Here is a 19,856-nt window from a genome sequence, read left to right as displayed (position 1 = left end):
TTAGATCGTGAAGACGACCGACCCCGTGGTCTCGCGTGCCTCCAAGGCGCGATGCGCCTTGGCGACGTCGCCGAGGCTATAGGTGCGACCGATTTCGACCTTGATCGCGCCGGACTGAATGGCTCCAAAAAGCGCCGTCGCCCCTTCCAGAAGCGCCGTGCGATCCGGAAAATAGTGCATGCTGGTGGGCCGCGTCACGTAGAGCGAACCCTTGCGGGCGAGAATGCCGAGATCAGGCACCGTTACGGGGCCGGAAGCATTGCCGAAGCTGACCATGAGCCCGCGTGGCCTCAGGCAATCGAGCGAGGGTTCGAAGGTGGCCTGCCCGACCCCGTCATAGACGACATCGACACCCCTGCCCCCGGTGATGTCCTTGACCCGAGCGACAAAGTCTTCGGCCCGGTAGTCGATCACATAGTCGCAGCCATGCGCTTTGGCTAGGGCGACCTTCTGAGGGCCACCTGCCGTACCGATCACCGTCGCACCGAGCGACTTTGCCCACTGCGTCGCGATGAGGCCAGTGCCACCGGCGGCGGCGTGCCAGAGAATGGTTTCACCTGCCTGCAAAGGCCAAGTCTTGAACAGCAGGTAATAGGCAGTCAGCCCCTTGAGCAGAACTGCCGCCGCAATCTGTTCATCGAGACCGTCCGGAATGGGCACCAATTTGGCGGCCGGCGCGAGCCGTTCATCGGCATAAGCACCAGGCGTGCCCTGATAGCAGACGCGGTCGCCGACCTTCACCTCGGTCACGCCTTCGCCGACGGCCGTCACCACGCCGGCGGCTTCATTGCCGGCGACGAAGGGCAGCGGCAGCGGGTAAAGGCCGGTACGCTGATAGTTGTCGATGAAGTTGAGGCCGATTGCCGTCTGCCGTAGCTTCACCTGTCCTGGGCCGGGTTCGCCAACGGTCCAGTCCTCGATACTAAGGACGTCCGGTCCGCCGGTACGGTTGACTGCAACGACCCGTGTCATCGTGGTGCCTTCGGCTTGCGCGGCGCCGACTTCGGTCGCGATTGCGATGGGTTCTTGGGCCGTGCTGGCTGAACGGCGGGCGCGACCGGCGATGTCGTCGCTCGCGTCGCACTCACCGCCGAACCACCGAGGGCGGCCAGCGCTGCGTCGGACGAGACCGAACCGGTATCACCGGTGAAGGGCGTAAAGGTGTTCTTGTGTCCGGCGCGCCTTGCCTTGCGGCTCTTGGCGAAGACGTTGAACGCTTCAACCAGTACCGAGAAGGCCATGGCCGAATAAATGTAGCCCTTGGGAATATAGAAGCCCAGGCCATCGGCTACCAACGTCGTGCCGATGAGCAGGAGGAAGGCCAGCGCCAGCATCTTGGTGGTCGGATGATCGGCGACGAACTTTGCGATCGGGCCAGAGGCGACGAACATCACCGCCACAGCAACGAGCACGGCCGCGACCATGACGAACACCTGGTCTGCCGGCACCATGCCGACTGCAGTGATGATCGAGTCGATGGAGAACACCATGTCGATGACGACGATCTGCAACAGGATTGCCTGCAGCGACGCCTTGACCGCGTCGCCAGGGCCGACCTCATGATCGTCTTCGATCGCGGCATGCATTTCGTGCGTGGCTTTATAGATCAGGAAGCCGCCACCCGCGACGAGGATGATGTCCTTCCACGAAAAACCGCGGCCAAAGGCTTCGAAAACAGGGTCTTGCAGCTGTACGATCCAGCTGATGAGGAACAGCAGAACAATGCGGAATGCGAGGGCCAGGCCGATGCCGAGCTTGCGAGCGAATTCGGCCTGTTCGCGCGGCAGGCGCGACACCAAAACGGAGATGAAGACGATATTGTCGATGCCGAGCACGATCTCCATGATCGTCAGCGTCGCAAACGCGATCCACACATTGGGATCGGCGAGAAGTTCAAGCATCGTAGGCTCCATCCGAGTCTGGTCGTCGACAATCTAGGGGCAGCTCTTCCGCGGTGAAGGGCCTGCAAGAGAATTGTTGGGCCGCGACACTGCGCGCCATCTCCGTTTCCTGGCACTGCTGGCTTCGGGGCAGTTGCGGGTGATAGTCTTGGGGCAACGCAATCGATCCGAGATCGACCATGAACTCTTTTACACCTTTGACTGCGGCGCTTGGCGGCACCCTCGTCGGCCTTGCGGCCGCCGTGTTGTGGCTGGGCAATGGCCGCATCGCCGGCATATCCGGCATTTTTGGTAACTTGCTTCCGCCGGCACATACTACGCTGTGGCGCGCCGTGTTTCTCGTCGCCCTTGTCGCTGCTACCTGGCTGACAGCGCGTGCTTTTCCGCAGCTAGGTGTCGGTGGCGCATTGCCCGCCGAGCTTGTTGCGCCGCCTGCCGGCTGGTCGGTGCCCATGCCAGTCTGGCTTGTAATCGCTGGATTGCTGACCGGCCTGGGAACGCGCATCGGCAATGGCTGCACGTCTGGTCATGGCGTTTGCGGCCTTGCGCGATTGTCGCCGCGATCCATGGTCGCCGTCGCGATCTTTTTCGGTGTCGCCATTTTCACGGTTGCTGTGACGGGGATCGTCTGATGCGCGTGGCCCAGCTTGTTACCGCTGCAGTCAGCGGTGCCCTTTTCGGCGCAGGCCTCTATGTCTCGCAAATGGTCGACCCGCTGAAGGTTCTGCGCTTTCTCGATTTCACCGCAATCCCGACCGGTGGCTGGGATCCGAGCCTAGCCTTCGTCATCGTGCCCGCCATCCTCGTCATGTTCGTTGCGGTGCAGATCGGCAAGCGGTGCCAGGCTCCCGTGTTCGACGCGCGCTTTCACGAGCCGGCACAGACCCGGATCGACGCCCCGCTCATCGGTGGGGCTGCGCTTTTTGGCCTCGGCTGGGGCATGTCCGGCATTTGTCCCGGCCCTGCCCTGTCGCTGATCACCTTTCAACCGGACGGACTGTGGCTTTTCCTGATCGCCATGTTCGTAGGCTCATTCGCCGGCGGCATTATGCTGCGACCACGCCTTAAGGAGCTGCCTGCATGACCCAGGATGCCGATGTCATCGTCGTTGGTGGCGGGCTGGCCGGCCTTGCGGCGGCTGTCGCGCTGGCCCGTGCCGGTCTCGACGTCATTCATCTCGCGCCGGTCGCGCCACCGGATCGCCGGACATCGGCGCTGATGATGCCGAGTGTCGACTTTCTGCGTGACAGTGGCCTCGTCGATGATCCCGCAGCCATCGGCCATCCGCTCAGCGCCATCCGCATCATCGACGCCACACCTCGGTTGATCCGGGCGCCGGAGACTCTATTCGACGCTGCTGAAACAGGTCTGGCAGCCTTCGGCTGGAACTTCGCCAATGCGACGCTGCTGGCCCAGTTTGATGCGGCTGCACCTGAGACCCTTAAGACTCGCAACGCCGCGGTTACCGCTTACATGCGCGAGGACAATGAAGGCCTCGTTACACTCGTCGATGGCTCCGAGCTTCGGGCGCCGCTCGTCGTGGGGGCGGATGGCAAGAAATCCCTGATCCGGGCTGCGGCCAATATCGGCACGCGAGAGCATCATTTCGAGCAGGCGGCGCTGGTCGCTGATCTCGACCTTGGCCGCCCGATCGGCAACACGTCGGTCGAGTTCCACTACCCCAATGGACCATTCACCCTCGTTCCCGCCGGAGGAAAGCGCGCCAATCTGGTGTGGATCGAACAGGAGCAAAGGCTTCGGCAGGTGCAGGCAGAAGGTCCGGAAGCCCTCACCGCCACTTTGAACGAACGATCGCAACGCCTTTTTGGCGCGATAATGCTCGCTTCGCCCAGCTTTGTCTTTCCACTCAGCACCTTAACCGTCGATGAGGCTGGACATGACGGGACGATGCTGGTCGGCGAAGCGGCTCACGCCTTTCCGCCTATCGGCGCGCAGGGTTTGAACCTGGGCCTTCGCGATGTCGCCGATATGCTGGAGGCCGTTATGGCGACCGATCGTAGCCTGCCCAATTGGGCGCTTACCGCGTCAACCGGCTATGCTCAGCGTCGGGCTGGCGATCTTGCTCGCACCGGCGGCATGGTGGACACGCTGTTCCGTTCGTTGCTGGCCGAGATGCTGCCGACGCAGGCGCTTCGCGCCGGAGGCCTTTGGGCACTCAAGCTCCTGCCACCCCTGCGCCGCCAGGCTTTCGCCCTCGGCATGGGACAGCGGTGAGTGGCAAAGAAAAGGGCGCGGTCCCCCGCGCCCTCGATCAAACTATATAAGCCTGGCTTACTGAGCCGGAGCGGCTGGAGCGGCGGCATCAGGAGCAGCCGGCGCGGCGGCGCCGTCAGCGGCCGGAGCCGGCGTTGCTGCACCATCGGCCGGCGGCGTGGCCGCAGTGCCGTCGGTGGAAAGTTCCTGGCGAAGCTGTTCGGCGCGATCCTGAAGGACCTGCTCAAGCGCGTTCTGGCCCGATTCCTGCTGCTGCAGCTGTTCGAAGGTCAGCGCTTCGTCACTGTCATAGCTGGCGGTGAAACCGGAAAGGTTGATCTCGATAGCAAGATCTTGGTTCTGGCGGTTCTTGGCAGTCAGCACCAGCTTACCGCCGCGCTTGAGCGAATTGACATACTGCTCGTTGATCACGAGTTGCGCCGAGCACGACATGGTGTCGCACAGCATGTAGGGCACGCGCACCGGCTTGGCATTGTCGATCTGCCAGGTGAGGCCAAAAGGCAGCAGCACCCCGAGCGGAACCGCGGCAACGGCGAGCAGGCGCGATTCCTGGCCCGGATCGTCGCGCAGGAGGAACGAGCCGAGGAATTGGCCATTGGCGAGCACGACCTGACGCAGAAGGCATGCCTTCTGGCCGTCTTCGAGCGGGTCGCAAACCTTGAGCCAGTTCTGCGAAGCAAGATTGTTGACGGCTGCAGCGACGTCATCCGAAGCGCCTTCGGCAGGCGTTGCGGCAGCTGGGGTTTCAGCGGCAGGCGTCTCAGTGGTGTTGGTGGTTTCCTGGGCGAAAACCGACAGCGGGGACAGCATGAGCGCGGCGGCCGTAAAACCCGCAACGAGAGGTTTGCTGAAGTTCATCAAATGTCCTTGCCTTCCATGGCGGTCGCGGCGGCTCCTCGCCACCTCGAGAAATGTCATGCCCTTCAAGGGCTCAAATCGGGCAATAACATGACCGAGGACCCTTGCTAAAAGATTATGGTCAGACGGCTTTACTCCCGGGCTCTCAAGCCCCGATTTCTGCCAGTCTTGCAAGCTTGGAGAGGATGGCCGCGGCCCCCTTGAGACGCTGTTCCGCCGAGGGCCAATTGCGCACGAACACGAGTTTCTGATCGGGTTTGATGCGAACCTGGTTGGCTGGATCGCTCACCAGCTTCACCAGTCCTGCCGGATTGGGGAACTCGTTATTGCGCAGGGTGAGCACGGCGCCCTTGGGGCCGGCATCGACCTTTTCGACATTGGCCTGGCGGCACAGCGCCTTGACCAGGATGACCTTGAGGAGCGACTCGACTTCCTCCGGCAGCGGCCCGAAGCGGTCGATCAGTTCTGCGCCTGCCGCGTCGATGTCGCGAATATCGTCGAGATCGCCGAGCTTGCGGTAAAGCTGCATGCGCAGCGTCAAGTCAGGCACGTAGTGCTCGGGGATCATCACCGGCATGCCCAGCGAGATCTGCGGGCTCCACTCGTTCTGGTCTTCGTATTCCTCTTCGCCGGACTTAAGGTTTGCCACGGCCTCTTCGAGCATCGACTGATAAAGCTCGTAGCCGACTTCGCGGATGTGGCCGGACTGCTCGTCGCCAAGCAGGTTGCCGGCACCACGAATATCGAGGTCGTGACTGGCCAGCTGGAAGCCAGCGCCAAGTGTTTCCAGCGATTGCAGCACGCCCAGTCTCCGCTCCGCCGTGTCGGTAAGCTTCTTGTCGGCCGGCACGGTGAACAGGGCATAGGCACGCGCCTTGGCACGGCCGATGCGGCCGCGGATCTGGTAAAGCTGGGCCAGGCCGAAATTGTCAGCCCGATGCACGATCAGGGTATTGGCGTTGGGGATATCGAGGCCCGATTCGACGATCGTCGTCGCCAGCAGGACGTCGAATTTGTTGTCGTAGAAGGCGTTCATGATGTCGTCGAGTTCCCCGGCGCCATCTGGCCGTTGGCGGCAACGAACGAAACTTCCGGCACCTGGGTGCGGAGGAACTCGGCAATGTCCGGCTGATCCTTGATCCGCGGCACGACGTAAAAGCTCTGCCCGCCACGATATTTTTCACGCAACAGCGCTTCGCGGATGGAGAGCGGATCGAAGGGCGAGATGAAGGTGCGGATCGCCAGGCGATCGACCGGCGGGGTGGCGAGCAGCGAGAGGTCGCGGACGCCGGTGAGTGCCAGTTGCAGGGTGCGCGGGATGGGCGTTGCGGTGAGCGTCAGCACGTGAACGTTCGCCTTGAGCTCCTTTAGGCGCTCCTTGTGAGTAACGCCGAAATGCTGTTCTTCGTCGATGATGAGGAGGCCCAAGTCCTTGAACTTGATTGTCTTCGACAGCAAAGCATGGGTGCCGACGACGATGTCGACCTGACCATCGGCCAGCCCGTCCTTGGTGGCCTTGAGCTCGGCCGCGGGTACCATGCGGGAGGCATGGCGGACGCGGACCGGGAGGCCCTGGAAGCGCTCGGAAAAAGTCTTAAAATGTTGACGCGCGAGCAGCGTCGTGGGGACCACCACGGCAACCTGCTTGCCCGAAAGTGCGACCGCAAAGGCCGCTCGGAGTGCCACTTCGGTCTTGCCGAAGCCAACATCGCCGCAAACGAGGCGATCCATGACCTTGCCCGAGGTAATGTCGTCAAAAACGGCATCGATCGCGGTCAGCTGGTCCTCGGTTTCTTCGTACGGGAAACGCGCGGCGAACTCGTCATAGGCGCCGGCATTGATGTCCATGACGTCGGCTTTGACCAGCAAGCGTTGCGCAGCAAGCTTGATGAGCTGCTCCGCCATCTCGCGAATGCGCTTCTTGAGCTTGCCCTTCTTGGCCTGCCAGGCGACGCCGCCGAGCTTGTCGAGCGTCACATTGCCGTCGTCCGACCCATAGCGGGTCAGGAGTTCGATATTTTCGACCGGCAGGTAGAGCTTGGTGTCACCGCCATATTCGAGTTCGACGCATTCGTGCGGCGCGCCGCCAGCCTCGATGACCTTGAGCCCGAGGAAGCGGCCGATACCGTGATCGACATGGACCACGAGGTCGCCGGCATTGAGGCTCGCGGCCTCTGTCAGCGCGTCGGAGGCCTTCTTCTTGCGCTGCGGGCGGAGGATACGTTCGCCGAGGATGTCCTGTTCGGAGAGAACAAGGAGGTCTTCGGTTTCGAACCCTGATTCGAGCGGCAAAACCACAAGCGATGTCGTGGCGGCGCTGGTGGTTTCGGCATCGCGCCAGTTTTCGGCAAGGCGCGGATTGGTGAGGCCATGATCCTTGAGAACCTGGGCCATGCGGTCGCGCGTGCCGGCGCTCCAGCAGGCAATGATCGCCCGGCGGCCTGCCTTGCGCTCGGCCAGAAGCCGATCGACTACGGCCTGGAACAGGTTGACGTCGGAGGCGACGCGCTCGGCGGCAAAGCTTGGGGCAATGCGACCCCGGCATCGTCACCCTTTCGCGTCTGCGGCGACAGGAAGGGCGAAAACTGGATGACGGTCGTGCCGGCAAGTTCGGTCGGCTCCACGTCGATGTCATAGAGCAGCTCGGGCTTTATCGGCTTGTATGGGGCCCCTGCCCCGGCCACCGGCGGCGCCAGCCGCGCGGTTTCGCGCGCTTCGTAATAGTCGGCGATCTGGCCGGCGCGGTCGGCGAAGGCTTCCTTGACCTGATCGTCGAAGACGAAGGGCGCGTCGCCCACGTAATCGGCGAGCCGATCCATGTGTTCGTAAAAGAACGGCAGCCAATGCTCCGTGCCGGAATAACGAGAGCCGCCGCTGACCGAGGCATAAAGCGTGTCATCGACGGTATTGCCACCGAAGGCGGCGGTGTAGTTCTGCCGGAAGCGACGGATGGTCTCTTCGGTCAGAACCACTTCGCTCATCGGCGTCAGATCGATGCGTTTCAGCGTTCCGGTCGTGCGCTGCGAGTCGGGATCGAAGGTGCGGATCGTTTCCAGCTGACTGCCAAAGAAATCGAAGCGGAGCGGTGCCTCGGCGCTGGCCGGGTAAAGGTCGACCAAGCCGCCGCGCACAGCATATTCACCGCTTTCCCGAACCGTCGGCACCCGCAGATAGCCGTTGTTGGACGCCCAGGCGATCAGCTTTTCGCTATCCACCACGCGTCCCACGGCAGCCGAGAAACTCATCTTTCCGACGACGTCGCGCGGCGGCAGTTTTTGGATGAAGGCGTTCACCGCCGTCAGCACGACGGCGCCCTTGGCGCCGCTGGTTAACGCGGCCAAGGTGTTCATGCGCGCAGCCAGCGTCACATTGTTGGGCGAGACCCGGTCATAGGGCAGAGAGTCCCAGGCGGGCAGCGTCAGGATCGTGTGTCCCGGCAGCATGGCGCCCAGGATCTCGGCCATGCGCTGCAATCGCCGGCCATCGCGTGCCACGAAGACGACGCTTGCCGGATCATCGGGCGCCGCCTTGATGCGGTCTTCGACCAGCTTCGCCAATGCCATCGGCTGCATGCCATCGGGTACGTTGGAGATGGTGCGGACCGGGGTCTTGATGGGTGATTGTTCGTTCATTTTCCGATCCGGGCCTGGTGATCGGCGATAACGAGGTCGAGGAAGTTGCGATCCACAGACGCCGGCGGCTGTTCCTGGCGCATCACCCATTTAAGCAGAGGCGGATCTTCCTCGTTCATCAGCGCCTCGAGCCGATCGAGTTCAGCGGCGCCATAGCTTTCGATGTTGGCATCGGCAAACGGACCCAGGATCAGGTCCATCTCCTTGGTGCCGCGATGCCAGGCGCGATAGCGCAGGCGCTTGCGCCGAATAGCAATGTCCTCACCGGCCGTCATATCGACTTCCATGATCAAATTTTGTTCTCGATTTGGACATGTCTCTTACGCGGCTTGTTGGGGATTGTCAGCCCTCCCGACGCACGCCACTTTCGCGTCATGAGAATCGCCGGTGTCTAGACCCGAAACGCTTCAACCGCTGTTCCGTTCGCTCCATTCCATCAAAGGCGTGGGCGACAAGCTGGCTGCCCTGCTGACGCGTTTTTTCGGCGCACCCGAGGGTCAGGAGGCAATCGTCCTCGACATCCTGATGCATATGCCCTCCGGCGTCGTCGACCGGCGGCGACAGGTCGGCATTGTCGAAGCCTATATGAACCAGGTGGTGACCCTTCGCCTCCATATCGACCGGCACCAACCGCCGCCGCGCGGCAAACCGCACATTCCGCACCGGGTCTTCGCCCACGATGAGACCGGAGACATCAGCCTCGTCTTCTTTCGTGCACAAGGCGGCTGGGTCGAAAAGGCTCTGCCCGTCGGCGAAGAGCGATGGGTTTCAGGGCAGATCGCCTTCTTCAACGGTGAAAAGCAGATCACGCATCCCGACTACATCGTCGAAGCCGACAAGTTCGCCACCCTGCCCCTCGTAGAGCCGGTTTATCCGCTCACCAATGGCTTAAACTCCAAGGCACTTGCCAAGCTGGTGCGGCAGGCGGTCGATAGCGTCCCGGCGCTGCCCGAGTGGATCCCGGCGGACACATTGTCGGGACGCAAGTGGCCACCCTTTGCCGAGGCCATGCGGCAGGTGCATTTGCCGGACGATCCGGACCAGGGACAGCTCTGGTCCCCAGCCCGGCAGCGGCTGGCGTATGACGAATATCTGGCCGGGCAGATCACGTTGCAGCTTGTTCGCTCGAGCATGGTTTCGGCCCATGGCGTGGCGCGGCAGTTCAGCGGCGAACTCACCGATAAGGTGCGTAGCCTCTTGCCGTTCGAGCTGACCGAGGGGCAAGAACTGGCGCTTGGGGAAATACGCGCCGACCTTGCGGCGCCCGAGCGCATGTCACGCCTGCTGCAGGGCGATGTCGGCTCGGGCAAGACCGTCGTTGCGCTGATGGCGATGGCCGCCATGGCGGAAAGCAGCGCGCAATCGGCATTGATGGCACCAACGGAATTGCTGGCCTCCCAGCATTTCCACACCATCCAGCCGATCGCCGAACAGGCCGGGCTCGGCATTGCGCTGCTCACCGGCAAAATGTCGGCGCCGGAACGGCGCGCCATCCGGGCAGGCCTGGCGGATGGCACGATTCATATCGCCGTCGGCACGCATGCGCTGTTCCAGTCGGATATCGAGTTCAAGGACCTGGGTCTCACCGTGGTCGATGAGCAGCACCGGTTCGGCGTGCACCAGCGCCTGGCGCTCTCCGACAAGGGCCGACACACCGACCTCCTGGTGATGACCGCGACGCCAATACCGCGCACGCTTGTTCTGACGCATTTCGGCGACATGGCCGTCAGCGTGCTTCGGCAAAAACCCAAGGGGCGCCAGCCGATCGACACCGCCGTGCTTTCGATCGGGGACTATTCTCGCGTCGTCTCCCGGTTGCAGGCGCGATTGGCGGAGGGTGCGCAGGCCTATTGGGTTTGCCCCCGTCGAGGAAAGCGAGACTTTGGACGTGGTCAGCGCCGAGGATCGCTTCGCCGAGCTGCGGCAGGTATTCGGCGATCAGGTCGCCCTGGTGCATGGCCGTATGTCGGCAGCGGCCAAGCAGGAGGTCATGGCGCGGTTTAAGGCCAACGAGATCAAGTTGCTGGTCGCGACGACGGTGATCGAGGTCGGGGTCGATGTGCCCAATGCCACGATCATGATCATCGAGCATGCGGAACGCTTTGGCCTCGCGCAATTGCATCAGCTGCGTGGACGGGTGGGCCGTGGATCACAGCGCTCGGCCTGCCTGTTGCTGTTCAAGGACCCGCTGAGCGAAACCGCGCAAGCGCGGCTCGAGACCATCAAGTCGACGGAAGACGGGTTCGAGATCGCCGAGAAGGATCTAGAGCTGCGTGGTCAGGGCGACCTGCTGGGCACGCGCCAGTCCGGCATGCCGGGCTATCGGCTGGCCGTGCCGGATGTCCACCGGCACCTGCTGGAATTTGCCCATGACGACGCCAAGGCCTTGATGGAGCGCAACCCGGCGCTGAAACGACCGGACGGAGAAGCAGCGCGAACGCTGCTTTACCTCTTCCGCAAGGACCTCGCGCTGCCGCTGATCCGGGCCGGGTGACTGGCCTCCAAGACCTCATGGTGAGCTTGTCGAACCATGGGGTCGGGCAAACGATTATGCCACGACCTCTTCCTTCGACAGGCTCAGGATGAGGTCTACTGAAGAAGCTACTCGACCGTCACGGACTTTGCGAGATTCCGCGGCTGGTCGACGTCGGTGCCCATGAACACGGCGGTGTGGTAGGCCAGAAGTTGCACCGGGATGGTGGCGAGGATCGGCGCCACGAAGGGGTGCACGTGCGGAATTTCGATGATGTCGGCGACACCATGCCCGACGGTCTTGGCGCCTTCGGCATCGGTGATCAGGATGATCTTGCCGCCTCGGGCCGCGACTTCCTGCATGTTGGAGAGGGTCTTGTCGACCAGCTCGTTGGAGGGCGCGACGACGATCACCGGCATGGCTTCATCGACAAGCGCGATCGGTCCATGCTTGAGCTCGCCGGCGGCATAGCCTTCGGCATGAATGTAGCTGATTTCCTTAAGCTTCAACGCGCCTTCCATGGCAACCGGGAACATCGGGCCGCGGCCGAGGTAAAGCACATCCTTGGCCTTGGAGAGGCGCTTGGAAATGTCCATGATCTGCGTTTCGGCCGAAAGCGCCTGCGACACGGCTGAAGGAAGTGCCGTCAAGGCACGAACCAGCTCCGCTTCGAGTTCAGCCGTGATGACGCCACGGGCACGCCCGGCGGCAATCGAGAGGCTGGCCAAAGCCGTCAGCTGTGCCGTTAGCGCCTTGGTCGATGCGACGCCAATTTCGGGACCGCACAGGATCGGGAAAACCACGCCGGATTCACGGGCGATCGTGGACTCCAGCGTATTGACGAGGCTCGCGACATGCTGGCCCTGCCCGGCGCAGTAGCGCAGCGCGGCAAGCGTATCTGCAGTCTCGCCCGATTGAGAGATAAAGAGCGAAAGACCGCCCTTTTCCATCGGCGGCTCGCGGTAGCGGAATTCGGACGCCACATCGATGTCGACAGGCAGCCGCGCGTAACGCTCGAACCAATATTTGGCGACAGCCCCGGCATAATAGGCGGTGCCGCAAGCGCTCATGGTGAGACGCGTCAGCTCGGCAAAGTCGAAGGGCAGAACCTCGCGCAGCGAGACCTGCTCGCTGCCCATGTCCACATAGTGGCTGAGCGTGTGCGAGATGGTCTCGGGCTGCTCGTAGATTTCCTTGGCCATGAAGTGGCGGTGATTGCCCTTGTCGACCAGAAGCGCCGAGGCCTGCGACACCATCTGCTCGCGCTGAACAAGCGCATCCTGGCCGTCGCGGATGGTGACGCCATTGGGCGTGATCAGGGCCCAGTCGCCGTCCTCGAGATAGGTCAGACGCGAGGTGAAGGGCGCCAGCGCCATAGCGTCGGAGCCAAGATACATTTCCGTTGCGCCATAGCCGACAGCGAGCGGCGCACCGTGGCGAGCAGCAATCAGCAGCCCATTCTCGCCCTTGAACATGAAGGCCAGCGCGAAGGCACCCTTGAGCACTTTCAGCGTGCGCGCGACCGCCAGTTCGGGATTGGCGCCGCGATCCAGTTCGCGCGTCGCCCAGAGCGCGACGGATTCCGTGTCGGTCTGCGATGTCGGCCGGTAACCGTCCTTGGCAAGGTCGGTCAGCAGCTCGCGAAAGTTTTCGATAATGCCGTTGTGGACGACAGCGACGCGATCGGTGGCATGCGGATGGGCATTGGTTTCCGTCGGGGCGCCGTGGGTGGCCCAGCGGGTATGGCCGATACCGATATGGCCATCGAGCGGCAGCATGCCGAGCTTTGTGGCGAGATTGCCGAGCTTTCCTTCGGCGCGGCGCCGGGCGATGGTGCCGCTTTCGAGAGTTGCGACGCCGGCGCTGTCATAGCCGCGATATTCGAGGCGCTTAAGCGCATCCACCAAACGACCGGCAACGGGTGCATCGCCGACAATGCCAACAATTCCACACATGTTATTTTCCCTTCGCCGCTTTCTTGGCCAGCGCCTTTTCGCGCAGCTTGGGCGCGTAGCCCGTCTTGTTTTCCTGGCGCGCCCGACCCAAAGCCAGGGCATCTGCCGGCACATCCTTGGTGATGACGCTGCCTGAGGCCGTGTAGGCGCCATCGCCGATTGTCACGGGAGCAACCAGAGAAGCGTTCGAGCCGATGAAGACGTTGTCGCCGATCACCGTCTTGTCCTTGTTCACGCCGTCATAGTTACAGGTGATGGTGCCTGCGCCGATATTGGTCTTTTCGCCGATCTCCGCGTCGCCGAGATAGCTTAGGTGCCCGGCTTTGGTCCCGGCGCCGATCTTGGTTTTCTTGACCTCGACAAAATTGCCCAAATGGACGTCGGGGCCGATTTCGGCACCGCCGCGGATGCGGGCGAAGGGGCCGATCGAGGCGCCCTCCCCGATCACCACGTCTTCGATGTCGCAGAAGGCGCGGATTTCGACGTTGGAGGCGATCTTGACGCCTGGGCCGAAGACCACATTGGGGAAGATGGTGACGTCGCGGGCGATCTCGGTGTCCCACGAGAACCAGACGCTTTGCGGATCGCGCAAGGTGACCCCGGCTTTCATGAAGTCGTCGCGGCGCAGCGACTGAAATTGCGCTTCGGCTGCGGCAAGGCGCGAGCGGTCGTCGACGCCCATGACCTCTCCCGCGTCGGCCTCGATGAACTCGACGCGCCTGCCATCGGCATTGGCCAATTCCACGGCATCGGTGAGGTAGTACTCGCCCTTGGCGTTCTTGTTGTCGATGCGGTCGATGATGCCGCGCAGTGTCTCGGCGCGGAAGCCGATAATGCCGGAATTGGCGAGGCCGATCTTGCGCTCTTCCTCAGTGGCGTCGCGGTGTTCGCGTATCGCCAGAAGCCGCCCGCCTTCGGTCAGCAGCCGGCCAAGATTGGTCGGATCTTCTGGCCGGTAGCCGACGACGACGATATCGGCGCCGGCGTCGAGACGGCTGGTGATGGCATCGACCGTGAGGCTCGAAACAAGCGGGTTGTCGGCATAGAGGACGACGACATGGCCTTGAGCCGCTTCATAGGCTTCGCGGGCCTGGCGCACCGCGTGTCCGGTGCCGAGGCGATCCAGCTGGCTGAAGAAGCGCGTCCCCGAACGATGGCGGGAGACCTCCGCCTGCACCGCTTCATGATTGGGTCCGACGACGACGCAGATGTCGGTCGCGCCCGACTTCAGGGCTGTGCGCATCACGTGCCCCACCATCGGTAGTCCACCGACTGGATGGAGCACTTTTGGCAAGGCAGACTGCATTCGCGTCCCCTCGCCGGCGGCGAGAATGATGGAAAGCAGGTCGGCCATAGGTCAGGTCTCCGGGATGGCAGGTCGTGCCGGCAATTTTACAAATTTATGGCAGCCAAGAGTTGGCGAACCGATAACAAAAGGACCACTCTCAGCCCGTGTCGCGCGCGATTCGTGGCCTCTTTACGGGATTATTGGCTTGGCTAAAGCATCCGAACAGTTCCGGCAATCGGACGTCACCCTGTGGGGCGTGGTGGCGTTGCTTCTGGCTGGGCTGGCCGTATTCGGGTCCAACATTTCCCTGCTGGTGCCGCAGTCGATCATTGGCGGCCTCCATCAGCCGCGCGTTGCTGGCTCATCGATCGAAACGCTGCGGCAGGAAGTGGCGCGGCTGCAAAACGAGACCGGGCAGTTGCGGCGCGACAATGACCTCTTGGTCAGCCGCTTCACGCTGCAGGAACGCAGCGGCACCGAACTGGTCAGGCGCGTTGGCGCCCTGGAGGTCAGCGTTCCCAAGCTGCTCGAAGCAATCCCCGAGACGGCCCTGGTGGATCGGCAAAATCTTACCGCTTCGATTGGCACCAATCAGGTGCTGACCTTTGACGCAGATGGCGGCTCGGTGGCGGTCCGCCAGACGCCCCTCCCCGGCCTCCCGCCTTCGCCGAACCTCGACCAGCCGCTGCCAGCACCAGTCGAGCAGGTTGCGGCGCTCGAAACGCCCGAGCGCGTCGGCTATGGTATCGCCATTGGCGCTGCCGTACCGGAGACGGAGACCGCGGCGCTATGGACGGATTTGACCGTCAAGCTCGGGCCGTTGCTGTTCGGCCTTTCGCCGGTCGTTGCCAACGAAACCGATGGCGACGGCAAGCGCATCGTGGTCGGCCCGATCACCGAACTGGCAGAAGCACGGGCGCTTTGCGAGCGCTTCGAGCGCGTCTCCATTGCCTGCATGCCGGCTCCCTATGACGGCGTGCCCTTGAGCCAGCCGGAATAAGCGGGCCAAGGCGGTTGACACCGGACCAAGTCCGGCTATGTTCCGCCGCGACGCCATAGGGCGTGTTCAGCGTGCGCGCCGGTAGCTCAGTGGTAGAGCATTCGACTTTTAATCGAATGGTCCTGGGTTCGAATCCCAGCCGGCGTACCACCTGATTTCCCGTTTCCCGCCATGCATCCGGAATTGGCAGAACCCGTTCCCAGAGCAATGACGCACGACCCCGACCCCTATGCCGATCTCGATTACCGCGCCGATGCGGGCGAACTCTCCGAAGAGTTTCGCAAGCCTGTGCGCGTGCTGCTGGCGCGCCGGCCGACGAAACCCGCGCGGCACAGACCGGCACGCAATAGCGTTTGAGAATCAGCCTGGCCTCGTCATAACGGCTAGGGCCACGCCAGGGGGATAAGGCATGTCAAAGGATACGACGGACCTGCTCAAGGTCCTTGCCGTCACGTTGGTGCTGTTCGCAGCGACGACGCTCGTGATGCTCTACGGCATTGCTTTGCTGGCCCAATATGGTGCCAACCTGCCCATGGTGGGCTCCCTGCCGCTCAACGCGCCGCCAGAGCTGATACCGCTTCTGGCCGACAGCCGGGTTTTTACGACCCTTGCGGCCGTTCATGTCACCGCCACTGGCCTCGCGCTTCTTGTGACGATCGGCATGCTGGACATGGCGCTCCTGATCACCGCCAAGGCCGTGGCTGTCGTGATCGCGGCGCTGCTCGGCTTCGCCCTTGGGCACATGATCTATCTGCAATTGACTGAAAACACTCAGCTTAATCTTAATCCGCTGCTGCCGTCGCTCGTCGCCCTGATCGGCTTTCTGGTGCTGTCGACAGTATTGGCCGTCTCAGCCCTGCGAGGCCTTGGTAATCTGAGGTTCGTCGTTGGCCTGGGTCTTGTGGTCCTCGGGCCAGTGCTTCTGGTCTGGCTCTAGGCCGCCAGGGTCACGACCAGGGCCCCGCGTGGCGTCGCAACGATGGTGTGCTCGTACTGGACGCAAGGGGCCATGGGATCGGCCACCAGCGTCCACTCGTCGTCTTCCGACTTCTGCTCGGCATATTTGCCGCCCAGCGACAGGAAGGGTTCGATGGTGAAGACGAGGCCGTCGGAGATCTTGCGGCGTTCGGAGCGGTCGGGCCAGGTCGGGATTTCACCCGGCTGGTCGTGGAGGCTGTCGCCGACGCCATGGCTGGCAAGGTTCTGGATCAGCGTATAGCCACCGCGCTTGGCGACCTTGCCGATGGCAGTGCCGATATCGGCAAGCGGCGCGCCTGACTTGACGGCGCCGATACCAGCCCACATCGCCTTCTTGCCATCGCGGCAGAGCGTTTCAAGACGGCGATCTACCTTGCCGAGGATAAAAGACGCGCCGCAATCGGCAAAGACGCCGTCCTTGGCGGCGGACACGTCGATATTGACCAGATCGCCGTCATTAAGCACCCGGTCTCCCGGAATGCCATGGGCGATTTCTTCGTTGACCGAAATGCAGGTGTGGCCGGGAAAGTCATAGGTCAGGATCGGCGCCGAGACGGCACCGTTCTCTGCCAGGATCTTTGCGCCGATCTCGTCAAGCTCTGCCGTGGTCATGCCGACGCGCATGGCGGAGGCCATGGTGTCGCGCGCTACGGCGCAGATGCGGCCGATGGCCTTGAGCTTTTCGAGCTGTTCTTCGGTGGTGATGGTCAAGCGATCAGGCCTTATTGGCAAGGTAGTATTTAAGGAGGCCCTGGGTCGAGCTATCGTGGTCTTCGCCACTCGCCTCGCCCTTGACCTTGGGCAGCAAAGCCTTGGCCAACTGCTTGCCGAGTTCCACGCCCCACTGGTCATAAGAATTGACGTTCCAGATGACGCCCTGGACGAAGACCTTGTGCTCGTAGAGCGCGATCAGCGAGCCTAGCACCTCTGGCGTCAGCTGCTTGTAGAACAGAGTGTTGGACGGTCGATTGCCGGGGAACACCTTATGCGGCGCCAGTGCCTTGATATGGTGCTTGTCGAGGCCCTGGGCCTCAAGTTCGGCAACGACCTCGGCCTTTGTCTTGCCCAGCATCAGCGCTTCCGATTGCGCGAGAACATTGGCCACCAGCTTGTCGTGATGCGGCGGCAGCTGTTCGTGCGGCTGCGCGGCGATCAGGAAATCGGCCGGAATGACATCGGTGCCCTGATGGATCAGCTGGTAGAAGGCGTGCTGGCCATTGGTGCCCGGCTCGCCCCAAACGATGGGGCCGGTCGACCACTCGGCCTTCTTGCCGGCTAGGGTCACGGACTTGCCGTTCGATTCCATGTCCTGCTGCTGCAGATAGGCGGCAAAGCGGCTGAGGCGCTGATCGTAGGGCAGGACGGCATGGGTCGAAAAGCCCCAGGCATTGCGATACCAGACGCCCAGGACTGCCATGATGACCGGCAGGTTTTCCTCGAGCGGCGCCGTGAGGAAGTGCCGGTCCATGGCGTCGGCGCCCTGAAGGAACTTCTCGAAATTGTCGTAGCCGACGGCCAGCGCGATCGGCAGGCCGATGGCCGACCATACCGAATAGCGACCCCCGACCCAATCCCAAAAGCCGAAGATGCGGTCTTCGCGGATGCCGAACTTGGCGCAGGCTTCGAGGTTGGTCGAAACCGCCGCGAAGTGGTTGGGCACCGCCTCTTCGCCCAGCGTATCGGCAATCCATTCGCGCGCCGAATGGGCGTTGGTCATGGTTTCGTCGGTGGTGAAGGTCTTGGACGCGACGATAAACAGCGTCTTTTTGGGATCGAGGCGCTTCAGCGTGTCGTGGATGTGCGCGCCATCGACATTGGAGACATAATGCGCGCGCAGGTCGGCGCGGGTATAGGGCTCGAGCGCCAGGGTCACCATTGCGGGGCCGAGGTCCGAACCGCCGATGCCGATATTGACGATGTCGGTGAACTGCTCGCCGCCATGGCCCCGGATCTGGCCGGAACGGACAGCGTCGGTGTAGTTGGCGATGGCCTTGAGCACGGACCGAACGTCGGGCATCACGTCCTTGCCGTCGACCGGCACCGGTTGATTGCCCTGGTAGCGCAGCGCCATATGCATGACGGCGCGATTTTCGGTGATGTTGATGTGCTCGCCCTCGCACATCTGGTCACGCCTCTCCTCGACCCCGGCCGCACGGGCCAAGTCGAACAAGGCGTCCATCACCTCTTCGTCGATGCGGTTCTTAGAATAATCGAGAAGGATGCCGGCACCGCTGGCCGAAAAGCGCTGGAAGCGGTTGGGGTCTTCGGCGAACATTTCGCGCATCGTTGTCTTGTTGATGCGCTTGCGCTGCGCTTCGAGCGGGATGAGTTCGTCGCCGCGTGAGCTCTTGGCCATAGCTATGTTCCCTAAAGCACAGGCAGATCGCCAGCGGCCCAGGCCGCCCGCGTTTCTGCCGCAAAATCGGTCATGCGGCCCGCTTCGATGGCCGCCCGCGCTCTCGCGGTCAGCTCTTGATAGTAGGCCAGGTTGATCTGCGAAAGCACCATCGCGCCCAAAATCTCTTCAGTCTTAACGAGGTGATGGAGATAGGCGCGGCTCCAGCGCCGGCAATTGGGGTTGGGCGATGCCTCGTCCAAGGGCCGGTGATCATCCCTATGACGAGCATTCTTCAGATTGATGACGCCGAAGCGCGTATAGGCGTGGCCGTGCCGGCCGGCACGCGTGGGATGGACGCAGTCGAACATGTCGACGCCACGCTCGATGCCACCCAGGATATCGTCCGGCTTGCCGACGCCCATGAGGTAGCGCGGCTTGTCGGCAGGTAGTTCGGGGGTGATGTCGGAAAGAACGCGGAACATTACCTCCTGCGGCTCGCCGACGGCAAGGCCGCCGATCGAATAGCCGTCAAAGCCGATGGACTGCAGCCCAGCCGCCGATCGGGAGCGCAGCTCGGCATCGTCGCCGCCCTGCACGATACCGAACAGCATGCGGTTCTGCTGGTTGTTGAAGGCAGTCTTGGAGCGATCGGCCCAGCGGATGGAGAGCTCCATGGCCCGTTCCATCTCCTTGCGCTCGGCCGGCAGCGCGATGCACTCGTCGAGCTGCATGATGATGTCGCTGTCGAGCAGCGTCTGGATCTCGATCGAGCGCTCCGGCGTCAGCTCGTAAGCAGAACCGTCGATATGCGACTTGAAGGTCACGCCGCGCTCGGTGAGCTTGCGCAGTTTGGCCAGCGACATCACCTGGAAACCACCGCTATCGGTGAGGATCGGCCGTTCCCAGTTCATGAAGGTGTGGAGGCCGCCCAGCGAGGCGACGCGCTCGGCGCCGGGGCGCAACATCAGGTGATAGGTGTTGCCGAGGAGGATGTCCGCGCCCGTGTCGCGCACCTGCTCGGGATACATGGCCTTGACGGTGCCCGCTGTGCCGACCGGCATGAAGGCGGGCGTGTTGATCTCGCCGCGCGGCGTATCGATACGGCCGCGGCGGGCCATGCCGTCCGTCGCGGAAAGGGTAAAGGTGACCTGTTTCATGGGGCGCGTTCTAGCCCTTCGACAGGCATGATGAAAGAGCG

Annotated in this window: 15 protein-coding genes, 1 tRNA gene and 2 pseudogenes; 8 read left to right on the top strand and 10 right to left on the bottom strand. The window is 62.8% G+C overall.

The annotated features are described in order from the left end of the window. Entirely contained in the window at positions 1-972 is a 972-nt protein-coding gene (locus G5575_RS07675) for a quinone oxidoreductase family protein (RefSeq protein WP_164533825.1), read from the bottom strand. Next, complete coding sequence (locus G5575_RS07670) at positions 969-1,901, bottom strand: TerC family protein (protein ID WP_164533824.1); 933 nt, start codon at positions 1,899-1,901, stop codon at positions 969-971. The genes G5575_RS07675 and G5575_RS07670 overlap by 4 nt, the downstream gene beginning before the upstream one ends. Before the next feature lie 179 nt (positions 1,902-2,080). On the opposite strand from G5575_RS07670, the gene G5575_RS07665 reads away from it, so the two are divergent. Genes G5575_RS07665 through G5575_RS07655 form a run of 3 tightly spaced genes read left to right on the top strand, consistent with a single transcriptional unit; the run spans position 2,081 to position 4,136 of the window. Then, positions 2,081-2,533 carry a YeeE/YedE family protein gene (locus G5575_RS07665; RefSeq protein WP_164533823.1) on the top strand — a complete coding sequence of 151 codons (453 nt, stop codon included), beginning with the start codon at positions 2,081-2,083 and terminating at the stop codon, positions 2,531-2,533. Continuing rightward, complete coding sequence (locus tag G5575_RS07660; protein WP_164533822.1) at positions 2,533-2,985, top strand: DUF6691 family protein; 453 nt, start codon at positions 2,533-2,535, stop codon at positions 2,983-2,985. The genes G5575_RS07665 and G5575_RS07660 overlap by 1 nt, the downstream gene beginning before the upstream one ends. Then, positions 2,982-4,136, top strand: a complete 1,155-nt coding sequence (locus tag G5575_RS07655) for an FAD-dependent monooxygenase (protein ID WP_164533821.1) — start codon at positions 2,982-2,984, stop codon at positions 4,134-4,136. Before G5575_RS07660 ends, G5575_RS07655 begins: the two co-directional genes overlap by 4 nt. A 57-nt stretch (positions 4,137-4,193) precedes the next feature. Here the strand turns inward: G5575_RS07655 and G5575_RS07650 are convergent, their stop codons facing one another. The 3 genes and pseudogenes from G5575_RS07650 to G5575_RS07640 form a co-directional block, all read right to left on the bottom strand. Further along, a complete protein-coding gene (locus G5575_RS07650) occupies positions 4,194-4,994 on the bottom strand; it encodes an invasion associated locus B family protein (protein WP_164533820.1) in 801 nt (266 codons plus the stop codon). Between the two features lie 145 nt (positions 4,995-5,139). Then, a pseudogene (mfd, locus tag G5575_RS07645) lies at positions 5,140-8,626 on the bottom strand (transcription-repair coupling factor). Then, complete coding sequence (locus tag G5575_RS07640) at positions 8,623-8,901, bottom strand: FAD assembly factor SdhE (RefSeq protein ID WP_235935877.1); 279 nt, start codon at positions 8,899-8,901, stop codon at positions 8,623-8,625. Before G5575_RS07640 ends, mfd begins: the two are co-directional and overlap by 4 nt. Positions 8,902-9,013: 112 nt before the next feature. On the opposite strand from G5575_RS07640, the pseudogene recG reads away from it, so the two are divergent. Further along, positions 9,014-11,120: pseudogene (recG, locus tag G5575_RS07635) on the top strand (ATP-dependent DNA helicase RecG). Between the two features lie 107 nt (positions 11,121-11,227). Here recG and glmS read toward each other — a convergent pair. Further along, positions 11,228-13,054, bottom strand: a complete 1,827-nt coding sequence (gene glmS / locus G5575_RS07630; RefSeq protein WP_164533818.1) for a glutamine--fructose-6-phosphate transaminase (isomerizing) — start codon at positions 13,052-13,054, stop codon at positions 11,228-11,230. A 1-nt stretch (position 13,055) separates the two neighbouring features. After that, complete coding sequence (gene glmU, locus G5575_RS07625; RefSeq protein WP_164533817.1) at positions 13,056-14,408, bottom strand: bifunctional UDP-N-acetylglucosamine diphosphorylase/glucosamine-1-phosphate N-acetyltransferase GlmU; 1,353 nt, start codon at positions 14,406-14,408, stop codon at positions 13,056-13,058. A 139-nt stretch (positions 14,409-14,547) separates the two neighbouring features. On the opposite strand from glmU, the gene G5575_RS07620 reads away from it, so the two are divergent. The 4 genes from G5575_RS07620 to G5575_RS07605 all read left to right on the top strand — a co-directional run bounded on the left by G5575_RS07620 (position 14,548) and on the right by G5575_RS07605 (position 16,279). Continuing rightward, positions 14,548-15,342: a hypothetical protein gene (locus tag G5575_RS07620; RefSeq protein WP_164533816.1), complete on the top strand. Its 795-nt coding sequence runs from the start codon at positions 14,548-14,550 to the stop codon at positions 15,340-15,342. Positions 15,343-15,417: 75 nt separating this feature from the next. Next, positions 15,418-15,492, top strand: a tRNA-Lys gene (locus G5575_RS07615). Between the two features lie 57 nt (positions 15,493-15,549). Next, positions 15,550-15,699, top strand: coding sequence for a hypothetical protein (locus G5575_RS07610; protein ID WP_164533815.1), 150 nt, complete (start codon positions 15,550-15,552; stop codon positions 15,697-15,699). Between the two features lie 52 nt (positions 15,700-15,751). Beyond that, a complete protein-coding gene (locus G5575_RS07605) occupies positions 15,752-16,279 on the top strand; it encodes a hypothetical protein (RefSeq protein WP_164533814.1) in 528 nt (175 codons plus the stop codon). Here the strand turns inward: G5575_RS07605 and map are convergent. From map to tgt, 3 genes are read right to left on the bottom strand one after another with little or no spacing between them, the layout of a single operon-like run. Continuing rightward, complete coding sequence (gene map, locus G5575_RS07600) at positions 16,276-17,031, bottom strand: type I methionyl aminopeptidase (RefSeq protein ID WP_164533813.1); 756 nt, start codon at positions 17,029-17,031, stop codon at positions 16,276-16,278. The genes G5575_RS07605 and map overlap by 4 nt on opposite strands. Positions 17,032-17,035: 4 nt before the next feature. Then, positions 17,036-18,676, bottom strand: a complete 1,641-nt coding sequence (pgi, locus tag G5575_RS07595; RefSeq protein WP_164533812.1) for a glucose-6-phosphate isomerase — start codon at positions 18,674-18,676, stop codon at positions 17,036-17,038. 11 nt (positions 18,677-18,687) lie between these two features. Continuing rightward, complete coding sequence (gene tgt / locus G5575_RS07590) at positions 18,688-19,815, bottom strand: tRNA guanosine(34) transglycosylase Tgt (RefSeq protein ID WP_164533811.1); 1,128 nt, start codon at positions 19,813-19,815, stop codon at positions 18,688-18,690. Between the last annotated feature and the right edge of the window lie 41 nt (positions 19,816-19,856).

Source organism: Devosia aurantiaca, assembly GCF_011058215.1.
Taxonomy (GTDB): Bacteria; Pseudomonadota; Alphaproteobacteria; order Rhizobiales; family Devosiaceae; genus Devosia; species Devosia aurantiaca.
The sequence above is the reverse complement of the archived record's forward strand: the minus strand, read 5'-3'. Positions and strand labels throughout refer to the sequence as shown.